Raw genomic sequence first — 24,971 nt, forward strand, 5'->3', positions numbered from 1 at the left:
TGATGATAACCGTTAAGGAACGCCAGATGATCATTTCGTTGATCGCAGAGCAACCGCTCATCACTTATACATTCTTTAACCAAAAGAAGAGGAGCGAAACCTCTTCTTTTTGCTTTTTTTGGAAGGAGTCAGAGATATGATTAAGGAATTAATTGTCGTTGAAGGTAAGAGTGATACCGTCGCTGTTAAACGCGCTGTTGAGGCAGATACGATCGAAACAGGGGGCTCGGCTGTAGACCGGACCGTAATTGCGAAGATCGCGCTTGCTATGGAGCGTAGAGGGGTGATCATTCTTACTGATCCGGATCACGCGGGTGAACGAATTCGTAAGATTGTGTCCGCAAAAGTGCCGGGCTGCAAGCATGCCTTTATTCCGGAGAAGGACGCAACCCGCAAGGGAGATATCGGTGTAGAGAACGCATCTCCAGAGGCGATTCGCCATGCGCTGCGGAATGTACATACCTCTTTTGAAGGAGCACCTGCTCTAATTGGACTTGATGATCTAATGGCTGCCGGAATGCTTGTACACCCTCGGGCAGCTGAAAGACGTATGGCACTTGGTAATTTGCTTGGAATCGGATATTGTAATGGCAAGCAGCTGTACAAGCGGCTAGCGATGTTTGGAATTACGCGGGAGGAATTTGCCGAAGCTCTCGCCCAAATTGATCAGGGGGGCATTACTTCATGAGTGGTAGAGAGGAAATTTCGACTCCAAAACGGACAAAAGAGATTATTCAACGTTATGGATTCAAGTTCAAGAAGAGCTTAGGACAGAATTTTTTGATTGATCAAAATATATTGGACAAGATTGTAGACGCTGCAGGACTAGATAGCGACTCAGGGGCATTGGAGATCGGTCCTGGGATTGGAGCCCTGACAGAGCGTTTGGCGCTAACAGCTGGTGCGGTAACCGCTGTGGAGATCGACCGTAGGTTGATTCCTATTTTAAGGGACGTTCTTTCCCCTTATCCGCATGTTAAGGTTCGTAATGATGATGTTCTGAATGTAAATCTGCAGGAGTTGTTCAAGGAAGATTTTGCATCCGTGAATAAGGTAAGCGTAGTTGCCAATCTGCCGTATTATGTGACTACTCCGATCCTGATGAAACTGCTCGAAGAGAAGCTTCCGCTTGATAACATCGTTGTAATGATTCAGAAAGAGGTTGCAGAGCGTATGGCTGCTTCTCCGGGAGGGAAGGAATACGGGAGCCTTAGCATTGCCGTGCAGTACTACAGCGAGCCTGAGCTCGTCTGCATTGTGCCGCGTACGGTGTTTATTCCTCAACCTAATGTGGAGTCCGCTGTAATCCGTCTAAAGGTAAGAGAGCGTCCACCAGTAGAAGTTGAGAGTGAGAAGCATTTCTTTGAGGTTGTCCAAGCTTCTTTCACACAGCGTCGCAAGACGATTGCTAATAATCTCAAGGCTCGTTATTTCCCTGAAGAGGGGCGTGAGCGTCTGGAGGCTTTACTTGCAGAAGCTGGTATTGAACCAACCCGCCGTGGAGAAACGTTAAGTCTAGAAGAATATGCTCGTTTGAGCGGAGTTCTGTTGGCTGCTGGAATCGTATAAGCTAAAAACATAGCTACTTATGAACCAACTGAGGCCTTTGCCCATACGATGGGGTAGAGGTGGTGGTTGTAATGAATTTAGGAGACTTGGTCGTTCGTAAATCTTATGGCGGTGATTTGACTTTTCGTGTAGATCATATTGTGCAGGACAGAGCCGTCATTAAAGGCACAGATTTCCGTCTGTTGGCGGATTCTCCTCTGAATGACTTGGTTCAAGTGCCTCCTACCCGAATAACGGAACGAGGACAGCAAGCACAGATTAAAGCGAATGAATCACTGACACAGCTGCGGAAAGACCGACAAGAGCAAAGTCAGCGGAGCGGGAGCGCTCTATCAGATGGGGCATGGGCTCCCTCGCCTAAGGAAGCTGCTTATTTTGAAGTACCAGGGAAAGTATTGCATCTGGACGGCGATTCGGCGTATTTGAATAAGAGCCTTAGCTTATACGAGCAATTGCGGATCCCTGCTGAAGGTCATCATGTTCATGAGTCCGCAATGGCTGACACTTTATACCGGCTGCTGCCCCGCGTGCGTCCAGATATTGTGGTGATTACCGGTCATGACGGGGTGCTGAAGCAACAGCATACTTACGATCTTCACAGTCTGAGCAGCTATAAAAATTCGCAAAACTTCGTAGCTGCCATTAGGGTAGCTAGGGATTATGAGCGAAATTTTGATGCGTTGACTATTGTAGCAGGTGCTTGTCAGTCACATTTCGAAGCACTGCTGGGAGCAGGGGCGAATTTTGCTAGTTCTCCTGGACGGATATTGATCCATGCCTTAGACCCAGTGTATGTAGCGGCAAAATCGTCGTTCACGCCCATTAGGGATACAGTGAATCTGAGTGATGTTTTGAACAACACCATTAGTGGTAATCAGGGAATCGGCGGTATTGAGACCCGTGGCAGCTTTCGTATTGGGATGCCGCGTCTGCAGAACCTGTCAGCACTAAAAGTGACACCTTCCGCAATATAATCGACAGGGATGGATCCTTTTTCAAAGCCAATAGGTAATTTGGAGTGGATCGAATAAAGTAACACGAAGAAAGGGTGAGTGATGAGCTTAACCCTTTTTTTATATAAGAAAGTATAAGTTTCACGCTATACATTAGCATAAACACTAACCGTCCTTATAGGGACGCCAAAGGTGTTTATGCTTGCGTGAATTGGTATTATCTTTAAAGATCGATAATGTTATTTTTATTGCTTTGTGGTAAACCTATTACAGATAACAAGGATATTAGTTCGCCTCGGATTCTCCGCAAAAAAATTCCGTTGACAACCAAATATTCATCATCTATAATTATTTATTTGCTTTGACAAACACCTGGGGAAGTTGTATAATGGACAAGAAAAGAGGTGGTCGTCAGGTAATGGCTAATAACGCGCTGTTAGAAATCAAACGCAGTCTCGAAGCTCACGTCGGTCATAAGATCACGTTGCGTGCAAACGGAGGTCGTCGTAAAACCGTTGAACGCACCGGTGTCCTGGAAGAAACGTACCCTTCTGTATTTATTGTCAAACTGGATCAGGAGCAGCAAACATTCAAGCGAGTCTCCTATAGCTATGCCGATATCCTTACTGAATCTGTGGAAATCACAGTATGTGAAGACGATGGGCAGATGCGGATTATGTATATTAAAGCTTAATGTTTCACGGGCAGCCTCCTTTGGAGGCTGTTTTTTATTTGTACCAGAAACGGTTGTCCTTCATAAAGGACGACCGTTTCTTTTTGGTGGTTAAATATTCAGTGAATGATCCTTGTTCTTAGCAAGCATACTAATTGAGCAATACGATTATCATTTACTTTCATAAGGGAGGAATTCCGTAATGAGCCGCAGAAATCGAGGCATAATGTCGGAAGAACTAAAGACAGAGTTAGCCAAGGAGCTTGGTTTTTACGAAACTGTGGAACGTGAAGGCTGGGGAGGAATAAGGGCGAAGGATGCCGGCAATATGGTAAAAAGAGCGATTCAGCTCGCTGAAGAGGCTGCGCGGAAATCTTAATCCTTAGGGTGTGAACAATTATTTAACGAAAAAGGGTGCGTCCAATTGGCGACACCCTTTTATTATTGGACTTCATTAGAAGTTTTTCATATAATATGTTAAGTTGTTTTTACGGGAAAAGCTGAAGGTGGGTGAACGCCTTGAAAATGTATGAGAAGGCACCAGCGAAAATTAATTTGATGCTGGATGTGCTGCACAAGCGTGCTGACGGTTTTCATGAGGTGGAAATGATTATGACCATGGTGGATCTAGCAGACCGTTTAGAGCTGTCTGAGCTGCCAAGGGATACTATTATAATATCAAGTCAAGCGGGTTATATTCCTTTAGATGAGAAGAACCTGGCCTTTCAAGCGGCTAGGCTTATTAAAGAGCGTTATAACGTGAAGAGTGGTGTACATATCCATCTGGATAAAAGAATACCTGTCGCGGCTGGCCTGGCTGGCGGCAGCAGCGATGCAGCGGCTACGCTACGTGGCCTGAACCGACTGTGGCGCCTAGGCATACCTGCGCAGGAACTACAGGAGCTTGGCGCTGAACTTGGTTCAGATGTTCCTTTCTGCGTTACAGGTGGCACGGCCTTGGCAACAGGTCGCGGCGAGAAGCTGACGCCGATTAAGAATCCTCCGCAATGCTGGGTAGTATTGGCTAAGCCACCTATCAATGTATCGACTGCGGAAGTATACGGACGCGTTCGGAGCAATAATATAGATGTTCATCCTTCGGCTCGAAAGATGCAGGACGCGATCGAAGCTGGAGATTTTGGGGGCGTGTGTAATCATCTGGGAAATGTGCTTGAGGATGTTACCCTAAAGCTGCATCCAGAGGTCCAGCAGCTCAAAGAGGCGATGATTAAGCTCGGAGCAGACGGAGTGTTAATGTCCGGCAGCGGTCCTACAGTGTTCGGTTTAGTGTCCAAGCAGTCTAAAGTAGCAAGAATTTATAATGGACTGCGAGGGTTCTGCAAGGAAGTCTATGCAGTGAGATCACTCAATTAATATGCTTCTCTTGTGTAAACCCGTACAAAAGTGATATATTTTTCATAAAATATTCGGTTTTGGCGAGGAGCATTCCGTGAAGAAATTAAAAAGAAGCCAACGTTTGGTAGACATGACTCAGTTTTTACTTGAGCGGCCACATGACCTACTGCCGCTGTCTATATTTGCCGATCGGTATGGAGCGGCTAAGTCCTCCATCAGTGAAGATTTGGCGATCATAAAAGAAGTATTTGAAGGTGAGGGCATTGGAGAGCTTCAGACCTTAGCCGGTGCAGCAGGTGGAGTACGTTATATTCCTGTGATGCCTAAAGAAATGGCGCTCTCTTTTGTTAAACGTTTATGTGTGCAGCTGGAACAGACAGATCGGATATTGCCTGGTGGTTATTTGTATATGTCGGACCTGCTTGGACTGCCATCTTTGATGGAGCAAGCAGGGAAGATCATCGCAACGGCCTTTTATGGATCGGAAATCGATGTGGTGATGACAGTAGAAACTAAAGGGATTCCGCTAGCCTATGCAACGGCAGCACAGCTTGGCTTGCCAGTAGTGCTGGTACGACGTGACCATCAGGTTACAGAAGGCTCAGCAGTAAGTATTAATTATGTATCTGGTTCACATAAGAGCATCCACACCATGTCTTTATCTAGACGAGCACTCAAGGAGAAATCACGGGTACTCATTGTAGATGACTTCATGAAGGCAGGCGGAACCGTTCGAGGGATGGTTGATTTACTCGGTGAGTTCAATGCCGAGGTTGCTGGAGTGGGTGTATTGGTTGAATCAGGCGCAGTAGAGACGGAAGAGCGTCTGTTACATGACTATGTTTCTTTAGTGAAGCTAAGCGAGGTAGACTCGAAGGAACGGCGGATTTCCGCGCATCCGGGTAACTACTTTTCCTCTTGATGGATTGACGTTTCTACCTTTTCAAAAAGCGTGGAAATTGTCGAAAACGTAAGAGATATTAAGAAAATCACCCGATGCGTGTCGAAAACAACAGATCCTAAAAAATATATTTCTTTTTTAGGTATTTTATGGAATCAAAAAGAAGGAATTCGCTTTGCTGTGTGGAATTATACACCAAGTCTCTGATGGAAAAAGGTGGTGAACACACACATGCAAATTACGGATGTCAGACTCCGCCGCGTTAACTCTGAGGGGAGAATGAAAGCAATCGCATCCATTACAATCGATAACGAGTTTGTTGTTCATGACATTCGCGTCATCGATGGTAATAACGGGATGTTTGTTGCAATGCCCAGCAAGCGTACACCGGATGGCGAATTCCGCGATATCGCTCACCCGATCTCTTCGGGAACACGCGAGAAGATTCAATCCGCGGTTCTGGCCGAGTACGATCGCGCCGCTACTGAAGAAGAAGAAGTTATTGAAGAGGGAGCTTAGGCTACCTCGGAAGACGGCTACCTTTTGGGTGGCGTAGGATCCGCCGTTTTTGATAAGATCAAACCGAATATACTTCATGACTAAGCAGCTTGATCTTGCAAGAAAAGCTAGCGCTAGTGAAGGATTTGACGACATCTTCGAAAGGCAGCGATAAATGCTTTTCTAACATGGGGTTTATAGAAAAGAGAACCATGACTTCATGGTTCTCTTTTCTTTTTGCCCGGAATGAGATATATTCAGTAGTGAGTTCAAGAGTAGGAGGTTGGCATTCTTGAAAAGAATGGCTGTAGTTCTTGCCGCAGGTCAAGGCAAGCGAATGAAATCTAAATTATATAAGGTGCTGCACCCCGTTTGCGGTAAGCCAATGGTAGGGCACGTGCTTGATACAGTAGAAGCGACCGGATGCCAGCGCACCGTTGTTGTTGTTGGGCATGGCGCAGAGAAGGTTAAGGCCTATGTAGGGCAAGGTGCGGAATACGTGCTGCAGGAAACTCAGCTCGGTACTGGTCATGCTGTCAAACAGGCTAAGGATTTGCTCGGTGGTGAAGAGGGCACGACGGTTGTTGCTTATGGTGACACTCCGCTTATTACATCGGAGACGCTGATAGGATTGATGGCTCTGCATGAGGAGCGTCAGGCAGCAGCGACTGTATTAACCGCAGTAATGGATGATCCCTCTGGATTAGGACGGATTATACGCAGTGAAGATGGCGGCTTAATGAAGATTGTAGAACAAAAAGATTGTAATGCCGAACAGGCAGCTATTCATGAAATTAACACAGGAATTTATTGCTTTGATAACATCAAGTTATTTTCAGCTTTAGAGAAAGTTACTAACAGCAATAATCAACAAGAATATTATTTGACAGATGTTATCAGTATTATGCGTGAGCAAGGTGATCTTGTTCTAGCATTCCAAACTGAGGATGCTAATGAGTCTATTGGTGTAAATGACCGTCTAGCTTTGTCAGAAGCGGAAGGTATTATGCGTCAACGTATCAACCGCAAACATATGCTGGGTGGCGTAACCATAATCGATCCTGCCTCTACTTATATCGGAGCAGATGTAGTCATTGGGTCAGATACTATGATCTATCCAGGAACCATTTTGAAGGGGAAAACTGTAATCGGTGAGAACTGTGTGATCGGACCCGCAAGCGAAATCGAAGATTGTCAGATCATGGACGACGCAACGATTAAGCAGTCCGTATTGAATCAAGCACAAGTTGGCGCACGGACTACCGTTGGGCCTTTTGCCTATTTGCGTCCAGGTTCTATACTTGGAGAAGAAGTGAAGGTTGGAGATTTCGTCGAGATCAAGAATGCTACGATTGGTGACGGTTCTAAGGTGTCACATCTTAGCTATATTGGTGACGCATCTGTGGGTAAGAATGTAAACGTCGGTTGCGGTGCGATTACTGTTAACTACGACGGGTATAATAAATTTACGACAACAATTGAAGACGATGCCTTTATTGGCAGTAACGTTAACCTTATTGCACCGGTTTCTGTGGGCAAAGGGGCTTTTGTTGTAGCTGGTTCGACCATTACACGTTCCGTTTCAGAGAACGATCTGGCTGTTGCCAGAGTAAGGCAAGAGAACAAACCGGGATATGCAGAGAAGATCCGTTCCCGTGCAAAAGCGAAGAAAGACCACTCGAGTCCATCGTAAAGCGTTGCTAAGAAGCGCCGGACGGACTTGTATTTCCGCGCCGGCGCCTTTGGAAAGCTAAATTCCGTCACGGAGGGTTTAAATTTTATGACTTATTGTGATTCCAAATTAAAGATTTTCACCTGTAACTCCAACCCTAAGCTAGCTAGTCAAATCGCTGATTACATCGGAATTCCGATGGGTGAATCGCACACTACAAGTTTTAGTGATGGAGAAATTCAGGTCAAACTGTCAGAGAGCGTTCGGGGTTGTCATGTGTATATTGTTCAATCTACCTGCGGCCCAGTTAATGATAACCTAATGGAGCTTTTAGTTATGGTGGATGCACTCAAACGCGCCTCCGCAAAAAGCATCAATGTGGTTATTCCTTACTATGGTTACGCTCGTCAAGATCGTAAGGCTCGTTCCCGTGACCCTATTACGGCCAAGCTGGTAGCGAATTTGATTGAAAAAGCCGGCGCTCACCGTGTAATTACGATGGACCTACATGCCATGCAGATTCAGGGATTCTTTGATATTCCAGTGGATCACTTGCTGGGAGTGCCAATCTTGGCTCAGTATTTCCGTTCCAAACAAATCGAGAACCCTGTTGTTGTATCGCCAGACCATGGCGGTGTAGTACGTGCAAGAAAGCTTGCTGATTTCCTGAATGCTCCGCTTGCAATTATAGACAAGCGTCGCCCAGAGCCGAATGTCAGCGAAGTTATGAACATTATCGGTAATATCGAAGGCAAAACAGCTATTCTGATTGATGATATTATCGATACTGCCGGAACCATCGTACTTGGTGCTAATGCTTTGATGGAAGGCGGCGTGAAGGAAGTATACGCATGCTGTACACACCCAGTATTGTCCGGTCCTGCACATGAACGTCTGGAGAATTCTCCAATTAAAGAGATTATCGTGACGGATACGATTCCAATTCGCAGTGCGAACCCAACTTCTAAGCTCAAAGTGTTGTCCGTGGCTCCACTTATGGGTGAGGCAATTATCCGCGTCCATGAAGAGTTGTCGATTAGTAAATTGTTTGAGATTGAATAAATATAATCAATAATAGCAAGCAAAAACGCCTTCGGCGTCCCAAAAGGACGGTAAGCGTTTATGCGAGAAATATAAGGATAATGTATAGCGTGAAACTTATACATTCTTATATTTTACAAAGGGTTACACCTCCGTTCTCGGAGATGTAACCCTTATCGGCGTGATGCAGGTGGAGGCGCTGGCTTCAATACCCAGCTCGGGAGACAAAGGTGAATAAGCTGCGGTTATAGAGAGTTCCTTGCAGCTCCACAAAGCCTTCGTCCACTGCTGTCAATACACCGATGTCAATGTGCAAGTCGCCTCTGTATATTTCCACAGGCACAGCATATTGGATGTGGTACTGGAAATCGCGCTGATGTGTTAAGATTCTACCTTGATGTAGCATAGGTTATCACCTGTCTTCGGAGTATAATTTCGCTCTGGTTGCTTAAGAGTATGTAGATAAGATCTATTGTACCAAAAACGGACTTCTCTTGCCGGAGAGCCCGAATGGAAAGGAAAGGTTCGATAATGAAATGGATTGTCGGATTGGGAAATCCGGGAACACAATATGCGAAAACAAGGCATAATGTTGGCTTTATGGCATTGGATGAGCTTGCAGCACAGAACGGAATTTCTTTCAACCAAAGCAAATGCAAATCCGTGATCGGTGAAGGCGTTATTGGGGGAGTCAAAACCGTATTGATTAAACCGATGACCTTTATGAATTTGTCCGGTGAGGCCGTTCGCGCTTATATGGATTATTATAAAGTTAAACTAGAAGATATGATCGTCGTCTACGATGATCTGGATACCGAAATTGGGAAAATACGATTGCGTTATCAAGGAAGTGCTGGTGGACATAACGGAATTAAATCCATCATTCAGCATGTAGGTACACAAAGCTTTAATCGGGTGAGAATGGGTATTTCTCGTCCTGAACCAGGTTTTGCGATAGTCGATTATGTTCTGTCTTCTTTTCCAAAAAAGGAAGGGGATCCTCTGAAGCAAATGATCCTTAATACTTGTGATGCACTGGAGTTTAGCTTGCACAATTCATTCGAACAGACGATGGCGAAATTCAATGGTTGATCTGTAAACTCTGTTTGTAATTAAGGCTAAAGATGATGTTCGCCGGACATACTGAAGGTATATAGTACCTTCAGGAGGCATATAGATGGCAATAAACTATGTATGTAGGCACTGCAAGACATCTCTAGGCAGCATTAATAGAAGTGATGTTACAGAAATGCAGTTGGGCCTTCATTCCTTGACCCCTGCGGAGCGCAGAGATATAATAGCGTATAATTCAGAAGGTGAGATCACGGTAAAGGTGACTTGCGACTATTGCAAGGAGGCTTTAGAGAACAATCCGGAGCTTAGCCTGCTGACAAGTCCGCTTCAGTAGGTGATAGCGCCTGTCTCTATCGTCATCCGCAAGCCTTGGCGTTACAGCTGAGGCTTCTTTTCGATTCCAATCATAACAGGTGACGGTGGCGTAGACTTCCGTTAGCCTGTTTAGTAAGAGAGGTGCGCCTGTTGTTACAAGGTATTATAGAAGCTTTTTCCAAGGATCCCGATTTCCAGTCTATCACCCAGGGTGTTGCTGCAGGTATGAAAGAGCAGCTCATATCGGGGCTTACAGGTTCTGCTAGACAGATTATGCTTGCAGCACTGCATGAAGAGACGGCTCGTCCCTTGCTTGTGGTGACTCATAATATGTTTTCGGCTCAGAAGATGGCCGATGATTTACAGGAAGCGCTTTCCCCGGAACGAGTTCTTCTCTATCCTGCTAATGAACTTGTGGCTGCGGAAGCGGCTGTCTCAAGCCCAGAGACACTAGCTCAGCGTATTGATGTACTGACCAAATGTGCTCAGGGCTTCCGTGGTATTGTTGTAGTTCCCTACTCGGGAGTGCGCAGACTGCTCCCTGCACCAGAGGTTATGGCAGAGGCACAGGTTACGGTTTCTCAGGATGGAACGCTTGCTCTAGATGAATTCTTGATGTCCATGATCGAAATGGGTTATGAAAGAGTAGAGCGGGTTGAGAATCGCGGTGAACTGAGCGTAAGAGGTGGAATTATTGATTTTTATCCTATGACTTCTCCTTTGGCATATCGGGTTGAGTTATTTGATGATGAGGTTGATTCCATCAGAACTTTTGATCCAGTGGATCAGCGTTCTATTGATAAAGTACGAAGTGTGAAGATTACACCGGCTAAAGAGATCATAGCGAACAGGTTTCGCCAGGAATCTGCTTCTGCTGAAGCATCTGTTCTGCTGGAACGACAGCTCGAGAAAATGGCGGATCGGCAGGCTAAGTTGCGTCTAAAAGAAGAAATTGGACGCGAGCTAGAAATGCTGCGTGAAGGAACCTATTTCCCTGAAATCTATAAATATATCAGTCTTCTATACCCTGAACGCTCTCACTTATTTGATTACATGGCCCAGGATACGATCCTTATACTCGATGAGCCGACAAGACTGCTTGAAACGGCGAAACAGCTCGAAAGAGATGAGTCGGAATGGAGTCTGCATTTGATGCAAAACGGCAAAACATTGCCGGATCTGGATCTTTCAGTCGAGACAGATGTTGTGATGTACAAACGTCCGTTCCAAAGCCTTTTTATGTCGATCTTTTTGCGTCAGGTCCCGCATATCCAACCACAGAACATTCTTGGATTTATCAGTCGTGGGATGCAGGATTTCCATGGTCAGATGAATGTGCTCAAATCGGAAATGGAACGTTGGCAGAAGTCCGGTGTAAAGGTAATGATGCTTGCGAGTAGTGAAGAGCGAATTGAGCGTGTGCGCAGAGTCCTTTATGACTACGGCATTGATGAGCCAACGATCGTACAAGGAAATCTGGGTTCAGGCTTTGAGCTGCCCTCTATTCATTTAGCCGTTATTACTGAAGGAGAGATGTTCTCTCAGAAGCAGCGGAAGGCACGGAAGATCTCTAAAGGGATAGATAATGCTGAACGGATCAAGAGTTATACGGAGCTGAAAATTGGCGATTATGTCGTTCACCAGAACCATGGTATCGGTAAGTATATGGGGATCGGCACGCTGGAGGTCAGCGGTATTCATCGCGACTACATGCATATTTTATATGCGGGTGGCGATAAGCTCTCGGTTCCAATTGAGCAAATTGACTTGATTCAGAAATATGTCGGTTCAGAAGATAAAGAGCCGAAAGTATATAAATTAGGCGGTAATGAATGGACACGGGTGACTAATAAGGTCCGCTCTTCCGTTCAGGATATTGCTGATGATCTAATCAAACTGTATGCCGAACGCCAAAGTGCAGCTGGGTATGGTTTTGAGAAGGACACACAGGAACAGCGTGAATTTGAAGAGATGTTCCCTTATGATGAGACTCGGGATCAGCTTCGAGCGATTGAAGAGATTAAGAAGGATATGGAACAGAACCGTCCAATGGACCGACTCCTCTGTGGAGATGTTGGTTATGGTAAGACGGAGGTAGCTATACGAGCAGCCTTTAAATCTGCGATTGAAGGTAAACAGGTGGCTGTGCTTGTACCGACAACGATTCTAGCTCAGCAGCATTATGAGACCTTCCGGGAACGTTTCGCTAATTATCCGCTTAATATTCAAGTCCTAAGTCGTTTTCGTAGCCGTAAGGAGCAGAATGAGACGATTAAAGGCGTCCGGGCGGGAACGGTTGACGTGGTTATTGGTACCCACCGTTTGTTGTCTCAGGATCTTGTATTCAAGGACCTCGGTTTATTGATTGTTGATGAAGAACAGCGATTTGGCGTGACTCATAAAGAGAAGCTTAAGAAGTTAAAAACGAATGTAGATGTTCTTACCCTGACAGCAACTCCAATTCCTCGTACATTGCATATGTCGATGCTGGGAGTGCGTGATTTGTCTGTCATTGAGACGCCACCGGAGAACCGTTTCCCCGTGCAGACTTATGTTGTTGAGCATAGTCAGACGCTTACGCGGGAAGCTGTAGAGCGTGAATTGGCTCGTGGCGGTCAAGTCTACTATCTCTATAATCGTGTGCAGGGCATTCAAGAAATGGCCGCTCAAATTTCTATGCTTGTTCCTGAGGCTAGGGTAGGCATTGGACATGGCCAAATGTCGGAAGCGGAGCTGGAGAAGACAATCCTTGATTTTCTTGATGGAGAATACGATGTGCTGGTCAGCACAAGTATTATTGAGACGGGTGTAGATATTCCTAACGTAAATACACTTATTGTGCATGATGCGGATAAGATGGGCTTGTCTCAGCTCTATCAATTACGTGGACGTGTAGGCCGGTCCAACCGGATTGCGTACGCCTATTTCACCTATCAGCGGGACAAGGTTCTGACTGAAGTGGCAGAGAAGCGGCTGCAATCTATTAAGGAATTTACGGAACTGGGTTCTGGTTTCAAAATAGCGATGCGGGATTTATCTATTCGTGGTGCCGGTAACTTACTTGGTGCAGAACAGCATGGATTCATTGCGTCTGTGGGATTTGATCTATACTCACAAATGCTGGCAGAGGAAATCCGCAAACGTAAGGTTACTGTGCTTGGAGAGGAAGATACCTCGCTCAAAGAGGGGAATACCGTCATTGATTTGTCGATTGACGCATATCTGCCGTCCGAGTATATTTACGACAGTATCCAGAAAATTGAAATCTACAAAAAAGTTGCTGCAGTAACATCCTTCGATGATGCTTCTGAGCTTGAGGATGAGCTCTTAGATCGGTTCGGAGAACTGCCTGAAGCAGTTGTTAATCTACTAACTGTGGCTCGTCTAAAAGTGTATGGAAAAATGTATGGCATTGATTCCATGATCAGACGTGGTGATGATGTTACCCTCAATTTCTATGAGGGGAGTCTTGGCGCTCTGGATACGGCGAAACTCGCCAAAGTTGGAAATAGCTTCGAAAGACGTGTACAATTCGATAGAGATGCTAAAGCCAGTATCCGAGTGAAATCGAAAGACTTAAGTGATAAACAGCTGCTTGACTTGCTTGAACAGTTCCTTAAGGAAGCTAAACAGTCTTTTAAATCGAAGGGAGAACTACAAAATGTCGTTAAATAAAAAAAAATCATGGAAAGTACTGCTCGTTTCATTGGTAGCAGCGGTTTCCTTTTCTATGCTAGCAGCATGCGGTAGTAGTGCTGATGATAGTAAGGCAGTTGCGACTTATAAAGGTGGAACAATCACAGAGAAGGAATTTGCTATGGATCAAAAAATCATGAAATTCCTCTCCCCACAGCAAGCGCAATATTTAGAGATTGAGGCTTTTAAGGAGTCTATTTTGAAGCAGGAAGTGGGCTTTGAATACTTGGCTTCCAAAGCAACAGATGAAGCAAAGAAGCAGGCGAAGAAAGAGGCAGATAGCCAAATCGCAGACTTGAAGAAAACTCTGGGTGACACTTATAAGAAAACGCTAAAAGACGCTGACGTTACTGAGGGCGATATCCATAGTTATATGGAGCGTGTACTGACGGTTTATCAGGATATGCTGCTTAAAGTGACGGACGATCAGGTTGTCAAGGAATTTGAAGCTACAAAAGGTGACTTTACGGTAGCGACTTTGCGTCATGTGCTAATCGGTCTGACAGATTCAGCTAACAAAGAGCGTACTAACGAAGAAGCGCTGAAAATCGCGAAAGAAGTTAAGGCAAAGCTGGACGGCGGAGCTGATTTTGCAGCAATCACTAAAGAATACTCTGACGATACAAAAACAAAGGAAACGGGCGGGGAATATAAAGATACAGCTGTAGGCACGTATGTAGCTGAGTTTAAGAAGGTTGCTCAAACCCTGCCTTTGAATACCATTAGTGATCCTGTAGAGACTTCTTTCGGTTACCACATTATCAAGGTGGAGTCCCGCACAGACAAAACCTTTGACCAGTTAACGGATGAACAAAAAGAAGGCATTAAGAGCTCCATTGTGTCCAAGAATCTTGAAGCATTCATGGAGAAAGATTTGGAAGGCATTATTGAGAGCATCAATCTGCCGAAGAGCTCTGCTGCCGCAGATGAAACTGGAACTAAAAATAGCGGAGCAGAAGCCACTACAGCGCCAAGCGCATCCCCAAGTGCTACAAAAGCTGCTGAATAAACATCGGTAAAAATGGACAAGCTTACCTTAGAAAAAGCCATCCTCACTTAATGTGAAGATGGCTTTTTATAAATATAAGGTAGTATAAGTTTCACACTATACTTTTTCCTTATATTTCTCGCTTAAGCGCTTACCGTCCTTATTAAGGACGCCGAAGGCGTTTATGCTTGTTCTAAGAAGCATCTACAGAACAACCTTTATCTTGATACAGATATTAATACATGTCAGCTTATGTATAAGGATCTGGGAAGAGATGAATACTATGGTCAGATATTACGATAAATCACTGGGATTATCCTTTCCCATAATGGACAGTAGTAAGACCATACTTCTTAAGAAAGCGGGGCACATGTGAAATGAAAGCTACTGGAATTGTTCGGCGTATTGATGATCTCGGACGAGTGGTTATTCCCAAAGAAATTAGACGTACTCTACGGATTAGAGAGGGCGACCCGCTGGAAATTTTCGTCGATCGGGACGGTGAAGTCATACTCAAGAAATATTCCCCGATTGGCGAGCTCGGTGACTTTGCAAAAGAGTATGCGGAGTCCTTGTTCGAAGGTACTGGGCATATTACGATGATTGCTGATCGTGATACCTTTATTGCACTGGCTGGGGGCTCCAAGAAAGACTATTTGGAAAAACAAGTAGGAATTCTTTTGGAGAAGGTCATGGATAGTCGTAAAACTTTACTGGAAACCAACGAAGGCAGTTATGAAATCGCTAAAGATCATCCGGATTTGGTGTCCTCATATGTAGCCTCACCGATCATTTCCGGTGGAGATCCTATTGGTTGTGTAGTGATGGTAAGCAAGGATGATTCGGCGAAAATGTCGACAATGGAAGTGAAAATGGCCGAAACCGCTGCCGCATTCCTTGGCAAGCAAATGGAGCAGTAATCGTAATGTAGACCCCGCTTTCCTTTTGGTAACATATACAAAGGGCAAACGGGGTTTTGTCGTTCTTACAAAACCGTTTCTACTTGTGGGTATACATACGTTATAATATAGAAATTCATCCCATTAAAGTTGTAGAAGCAGGTACTTTATGAAATCTAACACACAAACATCACGGCTCTTGCAAGGGGCATTTATTCTAAGTGCCGCAGCGATTATTTCAAAGCTTATAGGAACACTTCAAAAGATCCCGCTACAAAATCTAGGCGGAGATGCGGTATTTGGTATATACAACACAGTTTATCCCTTGTATACGATGTTGTTAACGATAGCGATGCTGGGTCTGCCAGCGGCCATATCCAAATTTGTCGCTGAAGCTTCTGCCGGAAGGCGGGATGACGAGGGTCGGCGGATTCTGCTGTTATCTGCGGTAATAACGGGCATCAGCGGTTTGGTTATCGGAGCAATCACCTATGCAGGTGCACCGATTATAGCTGAGTGGGTCGGCAACTCGCATGTGATGCCCGCTTTGCGGACAAGTGCTTGGGGACTAGCGGTCGTTCCAATCATGTCAGCTCTTCGGGGTTACTTTCAGGGTCTTCATAATATGGTTCCGACGGCTGTGTCACAAATTGTAGAGCAGTCCGTACGTGTTACGGTAATGATTGTACTGCTCTTATACCTGACCTCACTGGGTGCAGGCGCTGAGAGCATTGCTGCTGGCGCATTGCTCGGATCAGCCGGGGGAGGGGCAGCAGGGCTTGTGATTATGCTGCTATTTTTGCGACGTCATCGGCGGGCGTTAAGACAAGGGGCCCCTTTAGATGCTGCCGCTTCTGTCGAAAGTCAGGATTTAAAGCTACCCAATGCAGACAATGAGGGGCGTTCAAATCAACGGATTATGGGCGTTAAAGCAGGGGCCTTGCTGGCTTATGGAATTCCCGTGATGCTTGGCGCGCTGGCAATGCCTCTTATCGGTCTTGTAGATGTATTCACTGTACCCCGCTTGCTATCCTCTGTAGGGAGCGAAGTGGAGGCGATGACACAGTTTGGTGTATACAATCGTGGTTTGCCACTAGTGCAGATTGTAACGATGATTGCCACTTCTTTGTCTGTCGTGTTCATTCCAGCCTTGGCAGAGGCGAAGTACAAGGGAGACACGAAGCTGATCGAGAACCGTTGCAGCTTGTCGCTGCGTTGGTTCTGGCTGCTAGGTCTAGCGGCCTCAGCGGGCCTAGCAGTGCTTGCTGAGCCGATTAATATGGCTCTTTACGGCGATACCGCTGGCAGCAGCACTATGACTTGGCTGGCCTTAACCGCTGTTGGCGGCACGGTCAGCATCATCTCGGCTGCGCTCCTGCAGGGCCTCGGCTACGTGCGTGCCCCGGCCCTGCATCTTTTGGCCGCCGCGCTGCTCAAGGCGGCCCTGAACCTGCTGCTGGTTCCGCAGCAGGGCATTACCGGCGCGGCCATCGCTGGCGTGGCCGCGCATTCGTTCGCAGCAGCGCTCAACGTGCTGCTGCTCTACCGCCAGGGCCATCTGCGGCTTCGCCTCGCAGATGCCCTGGCACGGCCCGCGCTGCTCACAGCGGGCCTGGCTCTTGCCGCCGCAGCCGCCAGCTGGGGCGTGGGCGCTGCGGCTACGGCCGCTGGCATCGGCGGCGGGCGCACCGCCAGCTTGGCGCAGAGCCTGCTCGGGGTGCTCGCAGGCTGCGTTGTCTTTGCCGTAGGGGCTATAGCCCTGCGGCTCCTTAGCGAGAGCGAGCTTCGCCAGCTTCCGGGCTTCGGCCCGTCCTTGGCGGACAAGCTCAAGAAGCTACGCTTATTCCCTTAGTCAATTTTTCATCACAATATAAAATACGGTCTGCCTAGAAGTAGACAGCCGCTTAAGAGGAGGAACAGACATGAGTGCAACATTAACAGTCGTCGGTCTGGGTTCAGGCAACCCTGATCGATTGACGCTAGGGATTATTAAGAAATTGAAGGCAGCATCTGTTGTCTACGTGCGCACAAAAGAGCATCCAGTCATGGCTGCACTCTCTGAGCTTGAAATAGCTTCACAGTCCTTTGATGGATTGTATGAATCTTTATCCTCGTTTCCTGAGGTTTATGCAGCGATTACTTCAAAACTGATTGAAGAGGCTCGGTCAGCACCTGAGGGTACGGATATTGTCTATGCGGTTCCGGGTCATCCTATGGTTGCGGAATCAGCGGTTTCACAGCTGCGTGAGCGGTGTCCTGAGGAAGGCATTGAACTGCAAATATTAGGCGGAGAGAGCTTTCTTGACGAGGCGTTTGTTCGACTGGGGTTTGACCCCATCGAAGGATTTCAGCTATTAGATGCTTCTGGTATTCGCAGCGCTCAGCTTCAGCCTGAACTGCATACCCTGATTGGCCAGGTGTACGATAGCTTTACAGCCTCGGAGACAAAATTATGTCTGATGGAGCTGTACCCGCCTGAATATGAAGTTGTTGTGGGTCATGCACTCGGTGTGGAGAACGAGGAAAGCATTGTAAGAGTCCCGCTATACGAACTGGATCGACTCGACGGTTATGGCAACCTGTCACTGGTTTATGTACCTGCGAATCGTGACGAGAATCTAAGAAATCGTACCTTTGCCCGTCTGCATGAGATTGTCGATATTCTTCGAAGCCCGGAAGGTTGTCCATGGGATCGGGAGCAGACACATGAATCCCTGCGCAAAAATTTAATCGAAGAAACCTATGAAGTCCTTGAAACGATTGATGAGGATGACCCTGACCATATGAAAGAGGAGCTGGGCGACCTTTTGCTTCAAATTATGCTTCATTCTCAAATGGAAGAGGAGCTTGGAACGTTTAACGTGTATGACGTCATTGAAGGGCTGAATGATAAGCTTATCTTCCGTCACCCCCACGTATTTGGGGATACCAATGCGAATGATGCCGAAGAAGCGCTGAAGAATTGGGAGGGTATGAAGGCAGAAGAGAAGCGGCGTAAGGGTGTGAAGCCAGAAGAATTATCCGTTCTTAGTGGTGTTCCGCGTGACCTGCCTGCCCTTATGAAGGCATATAAGCTTCAGAAAAAAGCATCTAAGGTGGGCTTTGACTGGGATAACGCAAAGGATTGCATCGCCAAGATTCGTGAGGAGATCGATGAGCTGCAGGAGGCGATTGACACAGATGCAGCGCCAGATGATCAGATTTTGGAACTTGGAGATTTGTTGTTCGCGGTTACGAATGTCGCTCGTTTTATCGGTGCAGATCCGGAAGAGGCATTAACCCGGACAAATCGCAAATTTGTACGCCGGTTCCAATATATTGAGCAAAGCTTGCAGCGCAAGGGAAAGAGCGTAAAGGATAGTAGTTTGGAAGAGATGGAAGAACTGTGGCAAGAAGCTAAGGCTGAAGAGCGAAAAGTCTAGCAATTCACAGCCCCATTACGGTATATGGACTCCAAAATGGGGCAATGCTGTGGATATAGCTTTTTATTTTCTGATTTAGAATGTGGTCAGTAGTTTAATAGTGCTATAGAATAGATTCTGCGACGATTTTTGAGAAATAACTGTTTCTTTTTTAAAAAAACGACGAATCGTGGCAGGATTTTAAGCTGACATCAAGAATAACATAAAGACGAAATGGCGATTCGCCCCACATTATGGTGGTGATTCTCGTTTCATTTATTTTTTCGTATCCTAGGAGGAACTTTAAATTATGAACAAGACAGATTTGGTAAACAACATTTCCGAGAAAAACGGATTGGCAAAAAAAGATGTAGAAGCAGTATTGAACGGGTTCTTGGGTGAGATTACAGAAGCTTTGGCAAAAGGTGATAAAGTCCAACTGATCGGTTTCGGAACTTTCGAAACTCGCAAACGTGCAGGACGCACTGGTCGCAACCCGCAAACGGGCACAACGATTGAAATTCCAGAATCGACTGTACCGGCTTTCAAAGCTGGTAACAAGCTTAAAGAAGCCGTTAACTAAATGCGTCTTGACAAATTCCTGAAAGTATCCCGTTTAATTAAGCGCCGTACAGTGGCCAAGGATGTGTCCGAACAAGGTCGGGTGCTGATTAACGGGCGGGAATCTAAACCTAGTAGTGCAGTTAAGATCGGTGACGAGATTACTGTACAATTTGGACAAAAGCTTGTAACGGTCAAAGTAGAAAAACTGGTCGAAACGACTCGCAAGGACGAGGCCGCTGGTATGTATACTCTAGTTCGGGAAGAGCCTGTTGCCAAAAGCAGCGGACTGGACTGGTAAGAGTACTCTCTTATATTTTAAAAGAAGAAGGCATGACTTTACATTCTGTAGAGTTGTGCTTTCTTTTTTTTCTTTTTGTCTCTCTTATTTTTAGAGGGACGGGATGTTCTATAACTTCTACTTCTGCCATAGATTAGAGGTAAGAAGGAGGGGTACATGCTATGATCGAGCCAGGAAAGGTAAACAAACAGCATGATCTGCACATGCGCAGTCGGAAGCAGTTAGAGTTGACGGGCGTGCAAAATGTGGAGAGCTTCGACAGCGAGGAATTTTTGCTTCGTACAGAACTCGGCCATCTCACCATTCGCGGGAATCATTTACATATCAAAAATTTAAGTCTGGAGAACGGAATGTTGTCCTTAGAGGGCAATGTACATTCCCTGATTTATCTCGATCCCGGATCGCAGGGCAAAAACAAAGGTCTACTAGGTAAGCTATTTAAATGAATCCTGCAGTCCAGTGGGTGACGCTGTTCTACATGATCATGGCCGGGTTGGCAATGGGACTGGCCTATGACAGCTACCGGGTGCTGTCGTTGAAGTTGAATTTTCCCAAATGGCTGAATGCCATGCTAGATCTACTGTATTGGCTTTGGGCAGCCTTGCTCGTATTTCGTATGCTGTATGCCGGAAATCAAGGACAATTGCGGTTTTATGTCTTTCTAGGTTTGTTTCTAGGAGTATGGATCTATTTTTTAATCTTCAGTGTTACGGTGCGGCGTTTTGTGTTAAGGTTAATTCAATCGGTTCAGTATATGTTCAGGTTGCTATGGAGACTTGTGGAGATCCTGATAGGTAGACCTCTTCGCTGGCTTTGGCGTTTTATTTTAGGACTGCTAAAGCTACTAGGTCGTATTCTATGGTTTATTCTTAAGCTTCTGCTGCGTCTGACCAAACCAATTTGGGTATTACCTGTAAGGTGGATCTCTCCACAGTTATCGCGGCTAACACATAGCGCCAGGATTGTGAAAATCACTGAATGGATTACCAAATGGCGGAAACGCTGACCTTGAATTAGGGGGTACGTTGCATGAACAGATTTACTGCGGAAGAGAAAAGTAACCATAGCAAAAATTCGGCCGCAGGTGCGAAGAGAAGAAGATTTATGTGGATTGTCTTTGTGGCAGTATTTTTTGGTTGGGCGGGTTATACTTACTTCGATCAAAGCGCAGTCATTGCGGACAAGGGCAAGGAACTTGCCAAGAAACAGGAGACTAGTGAGGATGTCATGGCATCTTTAACTCAATTAAAATATGAATTATCCAGACTTAATGATGACGAGTATATTGGCCAATTAGCACGTAAATGGTACAATATCTATCCTCAAGGGGAAACTCCTATTCGAACAGAGCAATCAGAGCAATAATAGCGACTAAAAGAGGCTTTTACTCTGTTGCCTTGCTTTGCTCTTTACTGTATAATCAAATCACCGCAGACAGGATGACCTTAATATTCGTCTGTATATTTTTAAGGGAGGATCATTTTATTCTATGGCAATTGAAGTGGGCACCAAGTTAGAAGGCAAAGTGACAGGCATCACGCATTTCGGAGCATTTGTGGATCTGTCAGGAGGTGTCACAGGTCTCGTTCACATCTCGGAAATCGCCGATAATTATGTCAAGGATGTTAACGATCATCTGAAGATTAGTGATGTAGTAACAGTCAAGGTGATCAACGTCGATAAGGACGGCAAGATCGGACTTTCCATTAAGCAGGCTGTTGACAAGCCAGCATCGGAAGTACGTCCGCCTAGAGCTCCAAGACCAGAACGTCCTAGCGGCGGAGACCGTTTCGGCGGTGGAGGCGGCAGTGGTGGAGGCGGCGGTGGATTCAATCGTGAACGGGGTGGGCGTCCATTTAAGCCTGCAGCCGGTAAACCTTCATTCGAGGATAAAATGTCGCGATTCCTGAAAGACAGCGAAGAACGGATATCTTCGATTAAGAAGAACACAGAAGGAAAGCGTGGAGGCCGTGGAGCTAAACGCGTATAATCCAATAACCTGTACATCATAAATAACCGCAGGGGCATTTCGCCCTTGCGGTTTTTTTGTCATGTCATATAAAATTGCCGACAGCATCCATGCCATTCTCACATAACTCTAGGGCAATCGCTGACGAATGACCGCTGCGTCACCGCGTGAAACTGCGTTGTAAACAATCTTGAAACTAATCAACCTAACGCCCCGCAAGGGATAGGACAGCTTTTTTAAAGATCGTTGTCGCAGGCTTTTTTGTCGGAAATTTCTTGTGAGTATCCCTCCATTTCTGACAAACTTTCTCAAATCACCGGCTATATAATGAGTACCATAAATTCTTAAACGGGTGGTGCAGGGGAATGAGTAAAAGCAACGTGGTAAATTTGCCAGAGTGGACAAGAGTGGGAAGTGAAGACAAGAAGCAGAGACAAGCCTTACGTACACGTATTACAGCTTGGGGTCAGAAGCAGCGTTATGTTCAGCTAATAGCAGCGAAGAAATGGATGCTTTTGCTCAGTTTCATGGGGTTTCTGCTGGGTAGAGCCATGATTTTGGACGAACTATCTCCTTTTGCTGTCGCGTACTTTGCCGTCATTGTGTTTATGCGTCGCGACTCTATTCTACCTGTAGCTGCAGCCATTATAGCCGGAAGTCTCTTTACTCCATTCCCTGGAGCTTTGGTTACTACTGCTGAGCTGATTATTTTCTTTCTAGTTTATAAAGGGTTGGAAAGTTATGAGCGAATAGACTTGTCCTATGCACCACTTATGGTGTTCGTGTCTTCGTTTATGGTTGGCTTGTTCCAGATCGTTATTGGACCTTCTCTTTCTTGGTATCCGCTGATGATGACAACACTAGATGCTCTACTAGGCTTTGTGCTTACACTGGTGTTCATTCAAGCGCTGCCTCTACTAACCTATAAGCAAAAGAGTAGAGCGCTCAGGAACGAAGAGATTCTGTGCCTTATTATCTTACTTGCCTCAGTAATGACGGGTCTTGTGGGTTGGACCCTAAATGGTTGGTCTTTGGAGCATATATTGTCACGTTATTTAATTCTACTCTTCGCCATGGCAGGAGGGGCTCCTCTTGGTGCTGCTGTTGGAGTGGTGACCGGATTGATTCTCAGTTTGGCGGATATTAGTGCCATCTATCAGATGAGCCTGCTTGCTTTTTCCGGAATGCTAGCGGGAATGATGCAGGGTGGCCGAAAAGGTGCAGTATCTATCGGGATGTTGCTAGGGTCCACGATCCTTTCCGTCTATTTTACGGGTCCGGGTGATATGATGGCCTCAACATGGGAGACATGCGTAGCGGTAGTGCTATTTCTTATAACGCCTAAGGCGATGATATCTGCCATTGCTAAATATGTTCCGGGCACATCAGACCATAGCCGATCTCAACATGAATATGCGCGAAGGGTAAGGGATCTAACAGCAGAACGGGTAACGCAATTCTCACAGGTGTTCCAGCAGCTGTCGAGTAGTTTCGGGCAGATTCCACGTGCCGGAGAAGTAGGAAAGTCAGACCGTGAGATGGAGGATTTCATGAGTACAGTGACAGAAGGAGCCTGCGCAGGATGCATTCGGCGTTCCCACTGCTGGGATGCGAAATTCTATCAGACGTATAGATATATGACAGATATGATGACTACTGTTGAGGAATGCCCTGATATTACGGCAGCTCAGCTACCTCCGGAATGGAGCCGGATTTGTGGAAAAACCGGCGAAGTGCTTGAAGTCATGAAAGGGCAATATGATCTTTACCAACATGATATGCGATGGAAAAGACAAATATACGATAGTCGTCAATTTGTTGCCGAGCAGTTATCGGGCGTGTCACAGGTTATGGAGGACCTAGCGCGTGAAATAAAACGTGAGGGACAGGCCATGTATCGTCAGGAAGCTCAAATCCGTGAGACATTGGAGAAATTAGGGCTGTCTATCCATGGCATCGAAATCTTAAGTCTGGATCCTGGGCGTGTAGAAATAGAGGTGGTGCATGCCTATACTCGTGGTTTTGATGAATGCCGTAAAATGATTGCTCCGCTTCTTTCTGACATTCTAGATGAGAATATTGCTGTCATGAGCGAGACGGCAGTCCATCCTCGGGAAGGATTGTCGATGGTTACCTTCGGTTCAGCCAAAGCCTTTGAGGTAAACACAGGGGTGGCCGTTGTTTCTAAAGGTGGAGATATGTTATCTGGAGACAGCTTTAGCACTGTAGAGCTTGGTAATGGGACCTTTGCGGTATCCATCAGCGATGGAATGGGAAATGGTGAGCGGGCGAGGATGGAGAGCAGTGCTGCACTCGGTATGTTAGAAAAGCTACTGCAATCCGGTATGGATGAGAAGCTGGCTGTAAAGTCTGTGAACTCTATTCTCTTATTACGTTCTCCCGATGAGTTCTATGCTACCGTTGACATGGCTTTAATCGATCAGTATTCCGCACAGACCACCTTTATGAAGATTGCTTCCGCACCGAGTTTTATCCGGAGGGGCAGTGAGGTCATTCCAATAACCTCTAGCAATCTGCCTATAGGAATCATTAAAGATATTGATGTGGATCTGATTAGCATGCAGCTTCGGGCGGGTGATATTTTGATTATGATGACCGATGGTATTTATGATGCGCCTGGATATGCCGTTAATAAGGAGATATGGATGAAACGGTTGATCCAAGAGCTTGAGGGGGATGATCCTCAAGATTTGGCGGATAGCCTGTTAGATAAGGTAATCCGTTATCAGGGCAATGAGATTCATGATGATATGACGATTGTCGTCAGTCGTGTAGATCATTTCCATCCGGAATGGTCCAGCCTGCATATGCCTGGTGTCGGCCGAATGGAGCGTCCTCGTACGGTAAGTTAGATGGTGGGCACGCGCGAAGCGTCGTGATGTTTGTAAATGTTTGTAGCACGTACGAAGTATCGTGTTGCCAGCAAGCTATCGAGGCGAGTCTATTAAGTAACTCGCCCCCTATTACTCCCGTTTCAACTGGTCGGCTGACTTGGGACGGAATCTTTAGATCTAAACTGTTTACAGAAAGTGAAAGGACGGAACGGAGAGAATGTTGGAGCTGTAGAAGCGGAGCGTTCGCCT

Annotated in this window: 25 protein-coding genes; 24 read left to right on the forward strand and 1 reads right to left on the reverse strand. The window is 46.1% G+C overall.

Annotated features, from left to right (window positions below; translation table 11 throughout):
* Nucleotides 1-136 precede the first annotated feature (136 nt).
* From rnmV to UQ64_RS00140, 10 genes are all read left to right on the forward strand, one after another.
* Nucleotides 137-688, forward strand: a complete 552-nt coding sequence (gene rnmV, locus UQ64_RS00095) for a ribonuclease M5 (RefSeq protein WP_060621427.1) — start codon at nt 137-139, stop codon at nt 686-688.
* Nucleotides 685-1,569 (forward strand): 16S rRNA (adenine(1518)-N(6)/adenine(1519)-N(6))-dimethyltransferase RsmA, encoded by an 885-nt coding sequence (rsmA, locus tag UQ64_RS00100; RefSeq protein WP_060621428.1) that lies wholly within the window; start codon nt 685-687, stop codon nt 1,567-1,569. The genes rnmV and rsmA overlap by 4 nt, the downstream gene beginning before the upstream one ends.
* A gap of 71 nt (nt 1,570-1,640) precedes the next feature.
* Entirely contained in the window at nt 1,641-2,543 is a 903-nt protein-coding gene (yabG, locus tag UQ64_RS00105) for a sporulation peptidase YabG (RefSeq protein ID WP_060621429.1), read from the forward strand.
* Nucleotides 2,544-2,940: 397 nt separating this feature from the next.
* Nucleotides 2,941-3,216: a biofilm formation stimulator Veg gene (gene veg / locus UQ64_RS00110; protein WP_019914493.1), complete on the forward strand. Its 276-nt coding sequence runs from the start codon at nt 2,941-2,943 to the stop codon at nt 3,214-3,216.
* Between the two features lie 181 nt (nt 3,217-3,397).
* Entirely contained in the window at nt 3,398-3,574 is a 177-nt protein-coding gene (locus UQ64_RS00115; RefSeq protein WP_060621430.1) for a small, acid-soluble spore protein, alpha/beta type, read from the forward strand.
* Between the two features lie 140 nt (nt 3,575-3,714).
* On the forward strand, nt 3,715-4,569 hold the full coding sequence (gene ispE, locus UQ64_RS00120) for a 4-(cytidine 5'-diphospho)-2-C-methyl-D-erythritol kinase (RefSeq protein ID WP_060621431.1): 855 nt from the start codon (nt 3,715-3,717) through the stop codon (nt 4,567-4,569).
* A gap of 76 nt (nt 4,570-4,645) precedes the next feature.
* Nucleotides 4,646-5,473 (forward strand): pur operon repressor, encoded by an 828-nt coding sequence (gene purR / locus UQ64_RS00125; RefSeq protein ID WP_042183840.1) that lies wholly within the window; start codon nt 4,646-4,648, stop codon nt 5,471-5,473.
* Nucleotides 5,474-5,683: 210 nt separating this feature from the next.
* The gene (gene spoVG / locus UQ64_RS00130) at nt 5,684-5,971 is read left to right on the forward strand and encodes a septation regulator SpoVG (RefSeq protein ID WP_020425826.1); all 288 of its coding nucleotides are present in this window, start codon (nt 5,684-5,686) and stop codon (nt 5,969-5,971) included.
* A 271-nt stretch (nt 5,972-6,242) separates the two neighbouring features.
* Complete coding sequence (gene glmU, locus UQ64_RS00135; RefSeq protein WP_060621433.1) at nt 6,243-7,643, forward strand: bifunctional UDP-N-acetylglucosamine diphosphorylase/glucosamine-1-phosphate N-acetyltransferase GlmU; 1,401 nt, start codon at nt 6,243-6,245, stop codon at nt 7,641-7,643.
* Between the two features lie 87 nt (nt 7,644-7,730).
* Nucleotides 7,731-8,684 carry a ribose-phosphate diphosphokinase gene (locus UQ64_RS00140; RefSeq protein ID WP_036678796.1) on the forward strand — a complete coding sequence of 318 codons (954 nt, stop codon included), beginning with the start codon at nt 7,731-7,733 and terminating at the stop codon, nt 8,682-8,684.
* A 184-nt stretch (nt 8,685-8,868) separates the two neighbouring features.
* Here the strand turns inward: UQ64_RS00140 and UQ64_RS00145 are convergent, their stop codons facing one another.
* A complete protein-coding gene (locus UQ64_RS00145) occupies nt 8,869-9,069 on the reverse strand; it encodes a hypothetical protein (RefSeq protein WP_060621435.1) in 201 nt (66 codons plus the stop codon).
* A 125-nt stretch (nt 9,070-9,194) separates the two neighbouring features.
* Between UQ64_RS00145 and pth the strand changes: the two genes are divergently transcribed.
* The 14 genes from pth to spoIIE all read left to right on the forward strand — a co-directional run bounded on the left by pth (nt 9,195) and on the right by spoIIE (nt 24,740).
* Entirely contained in the window at nt 9,195-9,755 is a 561-nt protein-coding gene (gene pth, locus UQ64_RS00150; protein WP_060621480.1) for an aminoacyl-tRNA hydrolase, read from the forward strand.
* An 85-nt stretch (nt 9,756-9,840) separates the two neighbouring features.
* Complete coding sequence (fin, locus tag UQ64_RS00155) at nt 9,841-10,071, forward strand: anti-sigma-F factor Fin (protein WP_036678789.1); 231 nt, start codon at nt 9,841-9,843, stop codon at nt 10,069-10,071.
* Between the two features lie 131 nt (nt 10,072-10,202).
* Nucleotides 10,203-13,727 carry a transcription-repair coupling factor gene (gene mfd, locus UQ64_RS00160; protein WP_060621436.1) on the forward strand — a complete coding sequence of 1,175 codons (3,525 nt, stop codon included), beginning with the start codon at nt 10,203-10,205 and terminating at the stop codon, nt 13,725-13,727.
* On the forward strand, nt 13,714-14,757 hold the full coding sequence (locus tag UQ64_RS00165; RefSeq protein ID WP_060621439.1) for a peptidylprolyl isomerase: 1,044 nt from the start codon (nt 13,714-13,716) through the stop codon (nt 14,755-14,757). The genes mfd and UQ64_RS00165 overlap by 14 nt, the downstream gene beginning before the upstream one ends.
* A 356-nt stretch (nt 14,758-15,113) precedes the next feature.
* The gene (gene spoVT, locus UQ64_RS00170) at nt 15,114-15,656 is read left to right on the forward strand and encodes a stage V sporulation protein T (RefSeq protein ID WP_060621441.1); all 543 of its coding nucleotides are present in this window, start codon (nt 15,114-15,116) and stop codon (nt 15,654-15,656) included.
* Nucleotides 15,657-15,804: 148 nt separating this feature from the next.
* On the forward strand, nt 15,805-17,487 hold the full coding sequence (locus UQ64_RS00175; RefSeq protein ID WP_060621443.1) for a putative polysaccharide biosynthesis protein: 1,683 nt from the start codon (nt 15,805-15,807) through the stop codon (nt 17,485-17,487).
* 70 nt (nt 17,488-17,557) lie between these two features.
* Nucleotides 17,558-19,057 carry a bifunctional methyltransferase/pyrophosphohydrolase YabN gene (gene yabN, locus UQ64_RS00180; protein WP_060621445.1) on the forward strand — a complete coding sequence of 500 codons (1,500 nt, stop codon included), beginning with the start codon at nt 17,558-17,560 and terminating at the stop codon, nt 19,055-19,057.
* Nucleotides 19,058-19,346: 289 nt separating this feature from the next.
* Complete coding sequence (locus tag UQ64_RS00185; RefSeq protein WP_036678778.1) at nt 19,347-19,619, forward strand: HU family DNA-binding protein; 273 nt, start codon at nt 19,347-19,349, stop codon at nt 19,617-19,619.
* Nucleotides 19,620-19,898 (forward strand): RNA-binding S4 domain-containing protein, encoded by a 279-nt coding sequence (locus tag UQ64_RS00190; protein WP_042183857.1) that lies wholly within the window; start codon nt 19,620-19,622, stop codon nt 19,896-19,898.
* Nucleotides 19,899-20,059: 161 nt separating this feature from the next.
* Entirely contained in the window at nt 20,060-20,344 is a 285-nt protein-coding gene (gene yabP / locus UQ64_RS00195; RefSeq protein WP_042123140.1) for a sporulation protein YabP, read from the forward strand.
* The gene (gene yabQ / locus UQ64_RS00200; protein ID WP_060621447.1) at nt 20,341-20,904 is read left to right on the forward strand and encodes a spore cortex biosynthesis protein YabQ; all 564 of its coding nucleotides are present in this window, start codon (nt 20,341-20,343) and stop codon (nt 20,902-20,904) included. Before yabP ends, yabQ begins: the two co-directional genes overlap by 4 nt.
* Before the next feature lie 23 nt (nt 20,905-20,927).
* On the forward strand, nt 20,928-21,263 hold the full coding sequence (locus tag UQ64_RS00205; protein ID WP_060621449.1) for an FtsB family cell division protein: 336 nt from the start codon (nt 20,928-20,930) through the stop codon (nt 21,261-21,263).
* Between the two features lie 124 nt (nt 21,264-21,387).
* A complete protein-coding gene (locus UQ64_RS00210; RefSeq protein ID WP_036678766.1) occupies nt 21,388-21,888 on the forward strand; it encodes a S1 domain-containing RNA-binding protein in 501 nt (166 codons plus the stop codon).
* Between the two features lie 344 nt (nt 21,889-22,232).
* Nucleotides 22,233-24,740, forward strand: a complete 2,508-nt coding sequence (spoIIE, locus tag UQ64_RS00215; protein WP_060621451.1) for a stage II sporulation protein E — start codon at nt 22,233-22,235, stop codon at nt 24,738-24,740.
* Nucleotides 24,741-24,971 lie beyond the last annotated feature (231 nt).

The organism is Paenibacillus etheri (assembly GCF_001012825.1).
GTDB lineage: Bacteria > Bacillota > Bacilli > Paenibacillales > Paenibacillaceae > Paenibacillus_AQ > Paenibacillus_AQ etheri.

What these genes read in the sequence shown, in the direction of transcription:
- fin (WP_036678789.1), top strand. Translation starts at nt 9,841, where the DNA reads ATGGCAATAAACTATGTATGTAGGCACTGCAAGACATCTCTAGGCAGC.
- UQ64_RS00185 (WP_036678778.1), top strand. Translation starts at nt 19,347, where the DNA reads ATGAACAAGACAGATTTGGTAAACAACATTTCCGAGAAAAACGGATTG.
- UQ64_RS00140 (WP_036678796.1), top strand. Translation starts at nt 7,731, where the DNA reads ATGACTTATTGTGATTCCAAATTAAAGATTTTCACCTGTAACTCCAAC.
- rsmA (WP_060621428.1), top strand. Translation starts at nt 685, where the DNA reads ATGAGTGGTAGAGAGGAAATTTCGACTCCAAAACGGACAAAAGAGATT.
- spoVG (WP_020425826.1), top strand. Translation starts at nt 5,684, where the DNA reads ATGCAAATTACGGATGTCAGACTCCGCCGCGTTAACTCTGAGGGGAGA.
- rnmV (WP_060621427.1), top strand. Translation starts at nt 137, where the DNA reads ATGATTAAGGAATTAATTGTCGTTGAAGGTAAGAGTGATACCGTCGCT.
- UQ64_RS00165 (WP_060621439.1), top strand. Translation starts at nt 13,714, where the DNA reads ATGTCGTTAAATAAAAAAAAATCATGGAAAGTACTGCTCGTTTCATTG.
- UQ64_RS00145 (WP_060621435.1), bottom strand. Translation starts at nt 9,069, where the DNA reads ATGCTACATCAAGGTAGAATCTTAACACATCAGCGCGATTTCCAGTAC.
- yabG (WP_060621429.1), top strand. Translation starts at nt 1,641, where the DNA reads ATGAATTTAGGAGACTTGGTCGTTCGTAAATCTTATGGCGGTGATTTG.
- spoVT (WP_060621441.1), top strand. Translation starts at nt 15,114, where the DNA reads ATGAAAGCTACTGGAATTGTTCGGCGTATTGATGATCTCGGACGAGTG.
- yabQ (WP_060621447.1), top strand. Translation starts at nt 20,341, where the DNA reads ATGAATCCTGCAGTCCAGTGGGTGACGCTGTTCTACATGATCATGGCC.
- UQ64_RS00190 (WP_042183857.1), top strand. Translation starts at nt 19,620, where the DNA reads ATGCGTCTTGACAAATTCCTGAAAGTATCCCGTTTAATTAAGCGCCGT.
- yabN (WP_060621445.1), top strand. Translation starts at nt 17,558, where the DNA reads ATGAGTGCAACATTAACAGTCGTCGGTCTGGGTTCAGGCAACCCTGAT.
- UQ64_RS00115 (WP_060621430.1), top strand. Translation starts at nt 3,398, where the DNA reads ATGAGCCGCAGAAATCGAGGCATAATGTCGGAAGAACTAAAGACAGAG.
- UQ64_RS00175 (WP_060621443.1), top strand. Translation starts at nt 15,805, where the DNA reads ATGAAATCTAACACACAAACATCACGGCTCTTGCAAGGGGCATTTATT.
- yabP (WP_042123140.1), top strand. Translation starts at nt 20,060, where the DNA reads ATGATCGAGCCAGGAAAGGTAAACAAACAGCATGATCTGCACATGCGC.
- veg (WP_019914493.1), top strand. Translation starts at nt 2,941, where the DNA reads ATGGCTAATAACGCGCTGTTAGAAATCAAACGCAGTCTCGAAGCTCAC.
- spoIIE (WP_060621451.1), top strand. Translation starts at nt 22,233, where the DNA reads ATGAGTAAAAGCAACGTGGTAAATTTGCCAGAGTGGACAAGAGTGGGA.
- pth (WP_060621480.1), top strand. Translation starts at nt 9,195, where the DNA reads ATGAAATGGATTGTCGGATTGGGAAATCCGGGAACACAATATGCGAAA.
- UQ64_RS00210 (WP_036678766.1), top strand. Translation starts at nt 21,388, where the DNA reads ATGGCAATTGAAGTGGGCACCAAGTTAGAAGGCAAAGTGACAGGCATC.
- UQ64_RS00205 (WP_060621449.1), top strand. Translation starts at nt 20,928, where the DNA reads ATGAACAGATTTACTGCGGAAGAGAAAAGTAACCATAGCAAAAATTCG.